The 13,717-nt window shown below is 53.7% G+C and carries 8 protein-coding genes; 4 read left to right on the forward strand and 4 right to left on the reverse strand.

All coding sequences use genetic code 11. The annotated features are described in order from the left end of the window. Positions 1-3 precede the first annotated feature (3 nt). The 3 genes from MKQ68_RS04505 to MKQ68_RS04515 form a co-directional block, all read right to left on the reverse strand. Positions 4-906 carry a UbiA family prenyltransferase gene (locus MKQ68_RS04505; RefSeq protein WP_244841396.1) on the reverse strand — a complete coding sequence of 301 codons (903 nt, stop codon included), beginning with the start codon at positions 904-906 and terminating at the stop codon, positions 4-6. Between the two features lie 62 nt (positions 907-968). Beyond that, the gene (locus MKQ68_RS04510; RefSeq protein ID WP_264282260.1) at positions 969-2,720 is read right to left on the reverse strand and encodes a hybrid sensor histidine kinase/response regulator; all 1,752 of its coding nucleotides are present in this window, start codon (positions 2,718-2,720) and stop codon (positions 969-971) included. Positions 2,721-3,131: 411 nt separating this feature from the next. Further along, the gene (locus MKQ68_RS04515; RefSeq protein ID WP_244841393.1) at positions 3,132-3,908 is read right to left on the reverse strand and encodes a DUF1963 domain-containing protein; all 777 of its coding nucleotides are present in this window, start codon (positions 3,906-3,908) and stop codon (positions 3,132-3,134) included. Between the two features lie 187 nt (positions 3,909-4,095). Between MKQ68_RS04515 and MKQ68_RS04520 the strand changes: the two genes are divergently transcribed. Further along, positions 4,096-9,477 carry a DUF7379 domain-containing protein gene (locus tag MKQ68_RS04520; protein ID WP_264282261.1) on the forward strand — a complete coding sequence of 1,794 codons (5,382 nt, stop codon included), beginning with the start codon at positions 4,096-4,098 and terminating at the stop codon, positions 9,475-9,477. Positions 9,478-9,633: 156 nt separating this feature from the next. On the opposite strand, the gene MKQ68_RS04525 is transcribed toward MKQ68_RS04520, so the two are convergent. Further along, a complete protein-coding gene (locus tag MKQ68_RS04525; protein ID WP_264283633.1) occupies positions 9,634-10,011 on the reverse strand; it encodes a winged helix-turn-helix transcriptional regulator in 378 nt (125 codons plus the stop codon). 74 nt (positions 10,012-10,085) lie between these two features. Here MKQ68_RS04525 and fabF point away from each other — a divergent pair, with 74 nt between their 5' ends. From fabF to MKQ68_RS04540, 3 genes are all read left to right on the forward strand, one after another. Continuing rightward, on the forward strand, positions 10,086-11,333 hold the full coding sequence (gene fabF, locus MKQ68_RS04530; protein WP_264282262.1) for a beta-ketoacyl-ACP synthase II: 1,248 nt from the start codon (positions 10,086-10,088) through the stop codon (positions 11,331-11,333). Positions 11,334-11,366: 33 nt separating this feature from the next. Further along, complete coding sequence (locus MKQ68_RS04535; RefSeq protein ID WP_264282263.1) at positions 11,367-12,152, forward strand: DUF2490 domain-containing protein; 786 nt, start codon at positions 11,367-11,369, stop codon at positions 12,150-12,152. Positions 12,153-12,444: 292 nt separating this feature from the next. Then, positions 12,445-13,716 (forward strand): MFS transporter, encoded by a 1,272-nt coding sequence (locus MKQ68_RS04540; RefSeq protein ID WP_255861158.1) that lies wholly within the window; start codon positions 12,445-12,447, stop codon positions 13,714-13,716. Position 13,717 lies beyond the last annotated feature (1 nt).

Raw genomic sequence — 13,717 nt, forward strand, 5'->3', positions numbered from 1 at the left:
AAGTCACAACACGCATATCAACGGTATCGTTAAACAAAACAAATAGACAAACCAGTGATAGGTACGATCATCCTCGCGCGGGCTCTGGTACCACCACAACCGCAGCGCAATACACCAATGCCATAACACCTCCACGATCAACACCGCCAGTGCCACCGGGTGCGACAACACCGAAGACAGTGGCACCTGTGTTAACACCGCCCCGTAGTAAATGACCGGCGACAACAGCGCCAGGTACAGGCTCAGCGCAATACGTGCGCCGTTGTCGCCCAATGCAATTGGCAGTGTTTTGCGACCCATGATGCGGTCGCCGGCCTGGTCACGCATATCTTGCAAGGGCAGGCCCATACCGGCCCACAAACTGATAAAGCCAATGTAGGCCCAGGTTCGGTGAGAGATGTCTGCCACGATCAGCCACTCGGCCGCCAGCAGGTTCGCCGTGCCGAGACTGATGCAGAACAGGTTCTTCAACGCCCAGTGGTTGGAAAACCCCCATTGGCACAGCATTTTCGTAATGAGTTGCCAGCTTAGGGCGAGCCAGAACAGCTTCATGGGAATAGCCACCAGCAGAAACAGGATGTTATAACCTAACAGGCGGCGCTGCGCGCCTTCGATGCTGATCAGTCCCGCTACCAGCGGCCTGTCCGGCTTGTTGATCTTATCTTCTTCCACGCCGTATAACTGGTTCGTCATACAAAAGGTAAGGATATACAGCAGCGTGTATACAAGGCAGTAGCAGGCGTAAAACGGTAGCTCCTGTAACGGGCGTGCAGCGTAGATCCATGCGGTAGTAAAGGTGATGATGCAGGGGATAACGGTGTCCCAGATGTCGTTGTTTACGAACCGCCAGATCAGTAATAACTCACGTCCGGCAACCCGGGGCAGGCTGAGGTGTTGGGGTATCATGGCTAACAGTTTAAGTGTCTCTCTGTTACTAAGTTAGCCGATTACGCTGCGATGATGTTGCATTACGGGAAGAGGTGCTGAATGATCCGGTCGTGCAGGGTGCCGAGTTGTACGGGCTTCTTCAATAGTTCCGTGGCGCCGGATGCGAGGATGTCGCTCACCTCATCGTCAAAGGCGTTGCCGGTCATCACGATGATGGGAATATGCCGGAAGTCCGGCAGCTGGCGGATCATGCGGATCAACTCACGGCCCTGGATGCCGGGCAGCCCATCATCGCACATAATGAGGTCGGGGCGAAAGCCGGGCATCGATTGCCAGCCTGCTTCGGCGGTTTCCAGGGCGAGTACCCGGGCACCCAGGCGGGAAAAATGTTTCTTCATGGCTTCGCGGGTAATGGAGTCGTCTTCCACGATCATGACGCGGTAGCCGCCCAGTTCCAGCTGTCGTTGGGTGTTTTGCGGAGCTACAGGTTGCGTAGCCGCAGCGATGAGCGGTATCGTGAAGCAAAAAGAAGTATAGCCGTCCTTACTCACAAATTGAATATCGCCCTGTAGCTGTTTCACGAAAGCCTTGGTGTTAAACAGTCCGAGCCCGGTGCCAGGCAGCTGGTAGTTGCGCTCCGACTGATACGGCTGAAACAAGGTCTTGGCCCGTTCTTCAGGGATCACGCCACTGTTGGTTACCGTGAAGCGCAGCACCCCGTCCACATGCGCTACATGCAGTCGGATAGGCCTGCTCTCCGCCGAAAACTTCACTGCGTTATACAGCAGGTTATTCAGGATCTTCTTCAGCAGGATGTCGTCTGAAATGATTACCGGCGGCACGTCCTTCTCGGTTTCCAGCAGGATGCTGATTGACTTGCTGCGGGCAATGGCGCGGTTGATCGTCAGGCTGTCCTGCATACAGTCGGCCAGCCGCATGGGTCCGAGGGAAACTTCTTCCAGCCGGCCCGCCTCTATTTTGGCGTAGTCCAGTTTCTCGTTGATGATCTCCGCTGCCAGCTGGCAGGAAGTATTGATCACCCCCATTTCTTCGTCCAGCAAAGACAGTTCAGGGTGTGCCTCCCTTACCTCCAGCATCCCCTGCACTGCAATGCCAATGGCATTCAGCGGCGTGCGCAGCTCGTGGTTGTTCTCACGGATAAAACGGGTTTTGGCAATATTGGCCTTCTTCAGCCGCTCATTCAGTTCTTCGATTTCCTGCCGCGAGGCATCGTTCTGCCTGATCGTGAAGATGGCGATAAAAGTCATCAGGATACAAACGCCAATCCAGCTGCCGGTCTTGATAATATGTTCGTTCCCCGCCGATATCGGGATAGGGGTAATAAAATCATACTCCGCATTCAGCAGGAAGATGGCTACGATCACCAGCGTAGCCGAAATCGTCGCGCGCCGGCTGAACCCCTTCCTGTACACCAGGGTAGCCGTACCCGTCAAAAACGTCAGCAGGAAGGCTGTTAAGGCCTCGATCGGCAACGCACTCCCAAGCATGGCCCCGAAGTACAGTCCGAATACGCAATGGATCACCAGCGTGGCCGCATTGGCCAGGTAGTACCGCCGCTGACTGTTCAGTACGATCACGGCAAAGAAAGCCGTCGCCTCCATGAGCACGCCGGCCAGAATGTAAACCGATTGCGTAAGCGCCGAAAAATAAAGCCCGATGCAGAGTATCAGGAACGCCGTGGTCAGCGCCAACGTATTGATCACGATTATCCTCCGTTTGGCATCACTTCCGGTAATATGTTCCGTCCCGGCCAGCACAAGCCAGCGGGCGGCGTATAGAATCGGTCGATGTGTGTGGGTGCTTACTGCCATGATCAAAAGCCTTGGAACGCGCGAAAAGTGGCTGTCAGGAGACGGTTTAAGGGCTTGTCTTAAAGTTCTGCATAGATCAGTCAAAGTGCGGTTAAACGCTCGTTAACAATTCGATTTTACGGGTTTATACGATTTTCTTCTGGTCACCAGCTTTTCACCTTCCCTCAGCCCCCGTTGTGTCACTCCCTTCAACCGAATTTTTGCTTAGGGGCGGATGAGAAAAACATCATTACTGCCAGCTTGTCAGAAACCTGTTTGGATGGTTGGGTGATGGTTGGGTGATGGTCGGGTGATGGTCCAGTAAGCCGGTCAGAAGCGAGCCCGGGGCTGAAGTGAGTGACACAACGGCAGCTGACCATGGGAGTAAAAGCTGGTGCAATAAAAATGGCGCTCTGTATAAGCGCCATCGTGTTATAAACTTTGAAGTTGAAAGAAGTATTCCCCGGGCTTTTCGGGGTGGTGGTAGATGTACAACAGGCCCTGGTCGGAGAAAGAGATGTCAGCATTTACCTCGGAATCCAGCTGGAAGAGGAGTTGCATCTGTTCGTCCCCGGGGGCGTCATAGCCTTGCAGCCATTTCGCGTAACCGCCTAACTGGGACTGGTACTGGGGCTCGCCGCCCAGTTCCTGGGTGGTGGCTTCGTAGGCGGCCCAGGGTTCGTCTTCATCCAGGATGCACGACAGCTTGGAGGCGGTCGGTTCAAAGGCATCCAGGCTTTGCCAGTCGGGCAGGGTCTGGGTCTGCTGGAAATGTATATCGCAGTATTTGGCGCGTGGCAATACGGACGGGCGGTCGATCTTTACCTGCTTATCCGGGTGAATGTCGCTATAGGTTTTTACCAGCCAGCCGTCTTCCTCTGTGCTCCAGGGAGCCAGGCGCCAGTCGTAGTAAAATTGCAGCACTTTAATGTGGGCGGGCAACTGTAAGCTGCCATCGTTTACCACCTGGAAGATGAAGTCCAGCGGGGCGCCGTTCCCGGACGCCGGCCAGGTTTCGCCCTGTTCAAAATACGGATCGCCGCCAAAGTGGGAGCGGGTGGCCGCATCCTGCCGGGGGCGCATCGAGGGTTGTACTACCAGCTTCGTGGTGGGGCGGAGCAGCGGTTGTACCAGGCGGGTTAAATCTTCTTTAGTGCTAAGGCCCAGCTGTTGCAGCTCGGTCCTGTATTTCTCGAAAAACTGGCTCATAGTCGAATCATCTGATCCCCCTAATTTACTAAAAGCTTTCAAATAAAGCGGCGCACGTTACGCAATATTCCAAGGTATTTTGCTAACTTAGTTTTCATATAATCCCCCAAAAATCATGTAAAGACATATTCCCGTTTGTCATACTATTTCATAACCTCAAATCTCCTGTCATCTAAATTCTCAACAGATGAAAGTTACCAGTATCGTCGTAAAAGGTTACGATCAAACCAATACATCTACCGCCACGCCGTCGGGTGAATTGCTTACCCTCAAAAAATCGATCGCCGTCAGCGGACCTATGCGCGGTGTGGCCTCGCAACAACAAGTACCGCTCGATCCGGATGATGTGGTGGAGCTGATCTTCGAAGATGAAACCACGTGGATCTGCGGGCCGGATACACTCGACGAGGTATTCCCGGAAGTGGCCCTCCAGGCACGTGGCACCAGCAGCGAAATGTTCGAACTGCCGGTCGGCATCAGTGCGCCGGGGGCAGAACGCGGCCTGTTCGGCAAGGTGCTCATCAAACTGGTGAACGTGTTCTCCAAAAAGAAGGTGACGGTAGTGGTGAAAGACCTCGCAGCCGACCTGGAACGTAAGCAGCTGGAGAATTTCAGCGGCCTTTACCGCCTCGACGATGAGTTTAAGTTCCTGCCTTTCGAACAGGCGAATCCCGATAAGCCTTACTTCATTTTCCTGCACGGCACGGCGTCTTCCACCAAACGATCCTTCGGCGACCTGCAGGGCACGGAGGTATGGGCACACCTGCGGCAAACCTATGGCGATAACCTGCTGGCCTTTCAGCACGAATCGCTCACGAAAAGCCCGTTGCTGAATGCGTTGCAATTGGTACAGGCATTACCGCAACGCGCTACGCTGCATCTCATGAGCCAGTCGCGCGGCGGGTTGATCGGCGACATCCTTTGCCGCTTCTGTACCACAGACGATCACGCACGCGGCTTCACCGAGCAGAACCTGCAGCGCCTGCGCGATGAGAACGATCGTAACCACGACCTGCAAATGATCGCGGCGCTGCAAATGGAATTGTCGAACAAACAGATCACCGTAGAAAAGTTCATCAGGTCCGCCTGCCCGGCCGACGGCACTACGCTGGCCTCCAGGCGGCTGGATAATGTGCTGAACATGTTGTTCAATATTGTCGGCATCGGTACGGCCTGGGCGGGCAGCCCGGTGTACCTAGCGTTTAAGGGGCTCATCTCGAATGTGATCAGTGCAAAGAATGATGTGAATACTTTGCCCGGACTCGAAGCCATGAACCGGCAGTCGCCCTTCATCGAGGTGCTGAACCACCCGGTGAGTGGAGTAGTGGTGGATACACCGCTCACGATCATCGCTGGTAACTGTAAGGCGAAGTTCAACCTGAAAGCCTTACTGGTGATCGCGAGTAAGTTGTTTTTCCTGAAGAAGAACGACCTGATCGTGGATACGGAAAGTATGTACAAAACACCCGTGCGCAGTGGCTTGGTGCAGGTGTTCTTCGATGAAGGTACCGACGTAGACCACTTCAGCTATTTTAAGAACGACCGTACCCGGCAGAAGTTGCTGATGGCCTTACAGGCACAACCGAACGTGGCCCTGGATGGCTTCGCGTTACGCGGTCAGACCGCCCTGGCGGCCGAAGAGCGTAATGCAGCGCTGGGCCTCGAAGGCGGGCAAGTATACAAAGACAAAGTATCCGGCAGCCGGCCTATTGCGGTGATCCTGCCGGGCATTATGGGTACCAATCTTTCGCAGGATGATATTTTGATCTGGATCAACTACTTCGGTATGGTATCCGGACAACTGAAGCGGCTGAATATAAAAGGCGAAAACATCAAAGCACATTCGCTGGTGCGCACGTCGTACCTCGACCTGGCCAGGCAGCTGGAGAAGCAGTACGATGTGGTGACCTTCGCGTTTGACTGGCGTTTGCAGCTGAACGAATCGGCGAGCCTGTTCAATGACAAGATCAATGAGTTGCTGAAATACAGGCAGCCGATCAAACTGGTGGCGCACTCGATGGGTGGTGTGCTGGTGCGCGACTTCATTATCAGCTTCCCGGATACGTGGCGGGAGCTGAATGCTTCCGCAGGGTTCCGGCTGTTGTTCCTGGGAGCGCCGCTGGGCGGATCGTTCCGCATACCGGCGGTGTTGTTCGGGGAAGATGCGATTATCGAGAAACTGAACAAGGTAGATATCTTCCACTCGAAGAAACAACTGCTGAAAGTGTTTGCGCAACTGCCGGGCATCCTCAGCCTGCTGCCGCTGAACACCGACAGCGATAACGATTTCGAACAGGAGTCGGTGTGGGAAGAGATGCGTGCGGCGTATGGCGATAAAGAGTGGCCTATCCCGTCGGCGGCCGACCGTAAAGTGTTTGCAGCCTACCGCAATTACATCAATGAGCAGATGCCGCTGATCGACTTTACTAATGCCGTGTACATCGCGGGTAAGGACAAAGCCACGCCCAGCGGCTACCGCATCGACGATACGAGCAAAGGTAAACGCCTGGTGTTCCTCAGTACCGCCGAAGGTGACCAGAGCGTAACCTGGGACAGCGGCATCCCTAAAAAAATGGTGGAAGCCAATACCGTGTATTATGCGAACGTGACCCACGGTGGCCTGTCCTGCGATAAAAGCATTTTCCGTGCGATCGAGGATATTCTAAGTACGGGCGTTACGAACCTGTTAAGCCGCAACCGGCCTATTGTGCGCGGCGATGAGAAAGTGTTTCGCATGCCAGACCGTTACGACTTTGACCTGTCACCGACAGGCATCATGAATACCCTCATGGGCATCGAGAAAGAAGAAACGACGCAGCTGGTGCAGGTGCCGGTGGAAGTTACCGTATCGAAAGGCGATCTGCGATATGCTTCATTCCCGCTGCTGGCAGGCCACTTCCAGGGAGATGGCATCCTGTATGCCGAGGAAGCTGTGAATGCGAACCTGAAAGGTGCGCTCACACAACGGCATGCATTGGGTTTATACCCGGGTAAGATCGGAAGCAGTGAAATTGTGATCACTTCTGAGCAGAGCTTTAAAGGCGCTATTATCGTGGGCTTGGGAGAGATGAATAAACTCACGGCCTATCAACTGGCGCAAACCGTGGAACAGGCCGTGTCGCGCTATTTGCTGGACCTGAACACACGCGGGCCGCAGGGGAGTAGTCCGGCCCAGAAGCTGAAGCAAGTGGGTTTGTCCTCATTGGTGATTGGATGTGGGTACGGGGGGCTGTCCGTACAGGAGTCCGTGAAAGCCATCCTTCGTGGCGTGGCCAATGCCAACGCGAAGATCAGCCGCCTGTACGAAGGTGATGCCCGACTGATAGAACATTTCGAGTTCGTGGAGCAGTATGAAGACAGGGCGCTGAGTACCTACTACGCCGTGCGGAATGTGCAGAACGACAACGACCGTCTGGTGAACATCAACCTGTCCGAACAAAAAGTACAGCTGAAGCCTGGTTACATGCAACGTATCGCGGCCGATCCGTCTTCCGGCTGGTGGACGCGCATCACCGTAGCGCTAAAAGAACACCTGGTCGAAAGCGCAACCATCCGCAGTCTGCAGTTCACCGTAGCCACCGATGGCTCGCGGCAGGAGCAGCGCTTCCTGCTTACGACAAGGCAGATTATTGAACAGCTGGTAGACGAGATTTCTGAAAACAATAACTGGACGCCATCGCTGGCCAAGTCGATATTCGAACTGCTGATCCCGAACGACTTTAAAGAGCTGCTGAAAAAGCAGGGCCACATCATGTGGATCCTCGATAAAACAACCGCAGCTTATCCATGGGAGCTGTTGCAGGACAGCGTAGCGAATGCACAACCGCTCTGCGTAAACGGCGGCATGGTGCGGCAACTGGCCACACAGGATTCCGAGACGCGCATCACCGCGGTGACCAACAACCAGGCCCTGGTAATCGGCGACCCGGACTTACGCGGCTTCGTGGCACAACTACGCGGCGCGCAGGAAGAAGGACGCATGGTGGCCGAGCAGCTCGTCAACAATGGGTATGAAGTAAAAGACCTGATCAACAGCTCGGCCTCTGCGATCATTGAAGCTATGTTCAGCAGCGAGTACAAAATCATTCACCTCGCAGGCCACGGTGTGTTTAACGAAGATCCTGGCCAGGGATCAGGTATGCTCATCGGGTATGATACCTACCTCTCCACCCGCGAGGTCGGACAAATGAGCGCCGCACCGGAACTGGTGTTTGTGAACTGTTGTTACCTGGGTAAAACAGATGCCGCTACCGAGGAGTTGTTCCGCTACCGTTACAAACTGGCTGCCAACATTGGTACACAGTTGATCGAGAACGGTGTGAAAGCAGTCATCGTAGCCGGTTGGGCGGTAGATGATGCGGCGGCGCTGAAGTTTACGGAGATATTCTACAACCGCATGTTCGAAGGGCAAACGTTCGGCGATGCGATACGGGCGGCGCGCAGTAAGGTGTTCGAAGAGTTCGGGCATACCAATACCTGGGGCGCTTACCAATGTTATGGTGATCCGTTCTACCGCATCCTTACGAGTCACGAAGCGTTTACACATGCACCGCTTTCCTTTGCTATCCCGGAAGAAGCAGTGGTGGCATTATCGAACCTTGCCAATAGCCTGGAGACCGGTATCGCCAACGCAGAAAAGGTAAAAGCAGAAATGTTGCAGATCGATACAGCGGTAGATGCGGCAGATGTTCGTACCGCAGAAATCACCGAAAGGGAAGCGTTTATTTACAGTGAGTTGATGGAATACGAAGCGGCGATCGCCAAGTATGATATGTTGGTGAAGATGGAGGATACTTCGTTCTCCGTCGCTGCCATGGAGCGTTACAGCCGGGTGCGTATACAAAAATGCATCTATGATCACGCCGAGTCGGCAGGGGACGCGAAGGACGCGTTACGTATATTGGACGAAGTGACGGAAGACTTATCGGGCCTGCTGCGTTTAGGCGCTACGGTGGAACGGTATTTACTCCTGGGTACGGCCACCCGCTTTAAGGCGATGCTGAAGGGCGGGCAGTCCGAACGCGTGCAGGCGGCTAAACTACGGTTGTATGAAGATGCAGCTTACTACTATTACAAGGCCTGGTCCTTACACAACAATGCGAATGCAGAAGCAGCCATCGTGCCATTGGTGGAAATGGAACTGCTGCTGCAAATGCTGACAGGCAGCCGTAAATGGGGAGCCGAAGTAGAAGGCCGGCACGGGCAACAGAAGGAAGTGTATTACGTACCGGGGCTGGAGGTGATACAGGAATCGCTGAAAAGCCGCCTGTCCACACTGGAAAACCTGCCAGCATACAAACGCACCGCCGACCACCCAATATTGCTGGCAGACATCGACCTGTGCTGGTACGTGTTGTCGCCCACCGGTGGCAGTGAGGCGGCGTATACGAAAATGCTCGAGGCTTACACGCGTTGCTGGGCACAGCGCATCCGCAAGAGTAATGCTTATGTGATAAGGCCGCACCTGCGGTTTTTGTTAGATGCGTTGTCGGTAACGAAGAAAACCGCCGCCGTGAAGTGGCGTAAGCAGCTCACGGAGATGGTAGAGAAGCTGGAAAAGTTAGCGTAAATAAAAAGCGGCTGTCTCAAAAATAGTTTGATGGTCATGAGATTCGCGTAAACGAAAAATCTCTCCCTCAGGTACCCGAATAAAACGGATACGAATTACTTTTGAGACAGCCGCATCTCTTTAAGTTTCGGGATGCCTTTAACGGCGATAAGAGGTTTATTGCTGCTGTTTCGCCACGATCTTATGCACCACCTCCAGTCGTTCGCGCACGCCTGGCGAATACCTGCCGCTCCAGTCGCCGATAGCGAGTATAACAGGCAGCAGGTCCAGGCCCTTTTGCGTAAGGTTGTACACTACCCGCTGGCGGTGTTCCGGGTCTTTTCCTTTCTGGATGATTTTCTCCGCTTCCAGCATAGCGAGTCGGTCTGTAAGAATGTTAGTGGAAATGCCTTCTTCCGAAGATAATATCTCGTTAAAATGCCGTTTACCGAATAACAGCAGGTCGCGCACGATCAGCAGGGTCCACTTGTCCCCGAATATTTCCAGTCCGAAATTTAACGGACAGGCAGACCGCATATCTTTTACTTTTTTCACTACTTGCAAATATAGAGTGGTTTTTCGTTACATTTGCAGTTCACTTGCAAAATACAAGTGGTAAATCTTCTATCATGAAAAGAGTAGTGATAACAGGGATGGGTGCCCTTACACCCATCGGCAACGATGTAGCCTCGTTTTGGGACAGCCTGGTGGCTGGTAAAAGCGGGGCTGCAACCATTACCCGATTTAATGCTTCCGCATTCCGCACCCAGATTGCCTGCGAGCTGAAAGGCTTTTCGCCCGAAGGCATCCTGGACCGCAACGAGATCAAACGTACCGACCTCTTTACCCAATATGCACTGGTAGCGGCCGATCAGGCCATGAAGGACGCTAACCTCGACATTGCTGCCATGGATCCTTTCGATATCGGCGTGATATGGGGCTCGGGCCAGGGTGGCATGCAAACCTTTGAGGAACAGGTGAAAGAATATGTGCAGGGCGACTTCGTACCGCGCTTCAGCCCGTTCTTTGTACCCAAGCTGATCGCCAACATGGCTTCCGGCATGATCTCGATGAAGTATGGCCTCATGGGCATCAATTATACCACCGTATCGGCTTGTTCAACGTCTAACACCGCTATCATGGATGCACTCAACTATATCCGTTTGGGTAAGGCGAAAGTGATCGTGACCGGCGGTTCCGAAGCACCCATCACCGAAGCTTCCATTGGCGGCTTCTGTGCCATGAAAGCGATGTCGACCCGCAACGACGATCCCACCTCCGCCTGCCGGCCTTTCGATGCCGACCGCGACGGGTTCGTCATGGGAGAGGGCGCCGGCGCATTGGTGCTGGAAGAATACGAACATGCGAAAGCCAGGGGCGCTAAGATCTACGCAGAAGTAGCCGGCGCATCCATGACTGCCGACGCATATCATATGACGGCCACGCATCCCGAAGGACTCGGTGCTGCCAAAGCCATGGAGTTCGCACTGAAAGATGCAGATCTCAAGCCGACCGATGTTCAGTACCTGAATGCACATGCTACTTCTACACCAGTGGGTGATTTGAGCGAAATCAAAGCGATTACAAGGCTGTTTGGCGACGCGCCTACTCACCTGCAGATAAGTGCCACCAAGTCAATGACTGGTCACCTTTTGGGTGCCGCCGGCGCCATCGAAGCGATTGCCAGCGTGATGGCCATCCGTCACTCTATTATACCGCCTACCATTAACGTACACACGCCTGATCCCGCTTTGCCGGCAGGGCTGAACATCGTGATCAACAAGGCGGTAGAGGCTAAAGTGGATGTAGCGATGAGCGATACCTTCGGGTTCGGTGGCCACAATGGTATCGTGGTATTTAAAAAGTTTAACGGCTAAGCGCTATTTTTGCGAATTAACAAAAGCAGCGTTATGAAGAAGATCATATCAGGATGTAAATACGCCATCGCTTCGCTGGTCGCGGTGTTTGCCGGTGAAGACGCGCAGGCGCAGACCAGGCTCACCACGCATAGTACGATCGGGTGGTACAATACCTTTCACACCGTAAAGGTGAACGATAAATGGTCGGTGTTGGGCGAATACCAGTGGCGTCGCACACACCTGGTCAAAAACTGGCAGCAGAGTTTATTCCGGGTAGGCGTGCAGCGCAACCTCACGAAAGACATCAGCGTGCTGGCCGGTTATGGCTGGATCGAAACGTTCCCTTATGGTGATTATCCGCCTGCCGCGGCGCAGCCGTTCCCGGAGCACCGTATTTATGAGCAGCTGGTGATCAATGATGTACATGGGCGTGTGGCGTTTAATCACCGCTTCCGGTACGAGCAGCGCTGGCTGGGTTTACTTGATGCCTCGGTGCCTGCGGAAGATAAACGCGAAATCACGGACTGGCAGTTCCTGCAAAGGGTGCGTTACCAGTTCCGCACACAAATTGCGCTGAATAACCCGACGATGACGGATAATACGATCTACGCCAGCGTGTACGATGAGTTGTTCATCGGTTTCGGCGGACAAATACTCAACAACATCTTTGACCAGAACCGTGTAGGCATCATGGCAGGTTACCGCCTCAACAAACGCTTCAGCGTGGAGGCCGGCTTCCTTAGCCAGATCGTGCAGCAGGCCCGCCCGGTAAGCGGATCAGACGTTTACCAGCATAACAACGGGTTTATACTCAATACGATATTCAACTGGAATTAATCCTAAAGGCCGGTGCCACATACGCACCGGCCTTTTTTGTCCCTCCATCTTTGTGCTTCGTCACATTTGCCGCAGCGGCGCTGATACTAAGGTTATACTTGCATTCTCAAGCCATTCTTTTACCCACTTTGGTAACCCTTTTCAGCCGCCGTTGTGTCACTCACTTCGGCGGCTGTTTTCGCTATTCGTCAAATTAAAATAGGGTTAAAATCGCCTCCTGTGCAGGAAGTAAGTGCCTGTTCGTTTATATTTGTCCCTTTCCCCGTTAAACATTCATTGCGCAGCTATTTACATGGAAAATACAAAGGAGATCAAACAGCGGGTTTTTACCCCTTACCAGGTTTTTGTGATTACGATTCTTGCTTTCCTGCAGTTCACCGTCGTACTCGATTTTATGGTGATGTCGCCACTGGGCACGCTGCTGATGGATAAACGATACATGGGCCTTACGCCCCACCAGTTCACGACCGTGGTATCTGCCTACGCCATCAGCGCCGGTATATCCGGGTTCCTGTCGGCCAGCTTCGCCGATAAGTTCGATCGTAAGAAGTTGTTGCTGTTCTTTTACAGCGGCTTTGTACTCGGCACGCTGTTCTGCGGTTTGGCCCCCACGTACGCCACGATCCTCGCAGCCCGTATCTTCACCGGCGTATTCGGTGGGGTGCTGGCGTCTATCTCTTTCGCCATTATCACCGATCTGTTTCCGCTACAAGTACGCGGACGGGTGATGGGCTTCGTGCAAATGGCTTTTTCTGTCAGCCAGATCATGGGCATCCCCGTAGGGATTAAACTGGCGTCGATGTTCAACTGGCATGCGCCGTTCCTGCTGATCGTAGGCATATGCATTCCGGTGGGCATTATCATCGCCATCAAACTAAAACCGGTAAATGCACACCTGCAACTGCAGCAGGCTACCCGCGACCGTAACCCGATGGCGCACCTGTTCAGCGTCATCAAACAGCCGGCATACCTGCGCGCTTTTACCGCCACGATGCTCATGGCGACGGGCGGTTTTATGCTCATGCCGCTGGGCAGCGATTTCACCGTGCATAATGTGGGCATTCCTTTCGAAGATCAGTTTCTCATTTATATGGCAGTTGGCTGCTGTACGCTTATTGCCGGGCCTTTATTGGGCAAACTGGCCGATAAGGTCGGTAAGTTCAAAGTATTCGTGGGCGGTTCTATCCTGGCCATGATCATGGTCGGTGTATACACGCATCTCAGTATCACTCCTATCTGGGTGGTGATCATCATCAACGCCCTTATGATGATCGGCGTTTCTTCCCGCATGATCTCCGGCAGTGCGCTCATGACTGCGGTCCCCGAAATGAAGGACCGCGGTGCGTTTATGGCCGTGAACTCTTCCGTGCAACAGGTATCTGGCGGCATCGCCGCGCTCATCGCCGGTATGATCGTGATCCGCCAGCCGGACGGGCACCTGGAGCGGTTCGATATCATGGGGTATGTGATCATAGCAAGTATGATCGCGATGATACCGTTACTGTATGTCGTGTACAAATACGTGATGTCGAAAAGTACGGCTGCGGAGAAGAAGGCGGCATAAG

Source organism: Chitinophaga horti (assembly GCF_022867795.2).
Classification (GTDB): Bacteria; Bacteroidota; Bacteroidia; order Chitinophagales; family Chitinophagaceae; genus Chitinophaga; species Chitinophaga horti.

Excerpts from the sequence above, each read along its gene's own strand:
- MKQ68_RS04505 (WP_244841396.1), bottom strand. The coding sequence starts at position 906 with ATGATACCCCAACACCTCAGCCTGCCCCGGGTTGCCGGACGTGAGTTA.
- MKQ68_RS04510 (WP_264282260.1), bottom strand. The coding sequence starts at position 2,720 with ATGGCAGTAAGCACCCACACACATCGACCGATTCTATACGCCGCCCGC.
- MKQ68_RS04515 (WP_244841393.1), bottom strand. The coding sequence starts at position 3,908 with ATGAGCCAGTTTTTCGAGAAATACAGGACCGAGCTGCAACAGCTGGGC.
- MKQ68_RS04520 (WP_264282261.1), top strand. The coding sequence starts at position 4,096 with ATGAAAGTTACCAGTATCGTCGTAAAAGGTTACGATCAAACCAATACA.
- fabF (WP_264282262.1), top strand. The coding sequence starts at position 10,086 with ATGAAAAGAGTAGTGATAACAGGGATGGGTGCCCTTACACCCATCGGC.
- MKQ68_RS04535 (WP_264282263.1), top strand. The coding sequence starts at position 11,367 with ATGAAGAAGATCATATCAGGATGTAAATACGCCATCGCTTCGCTGGTC.
- MKQ68_RS04540 (WP_255861158.1), top strand. The coding sequence starts at position 12,445 with ATGGAAAATACAAAGGAGATCAAACAGCGGGTTTTTACCCCTTACCAG.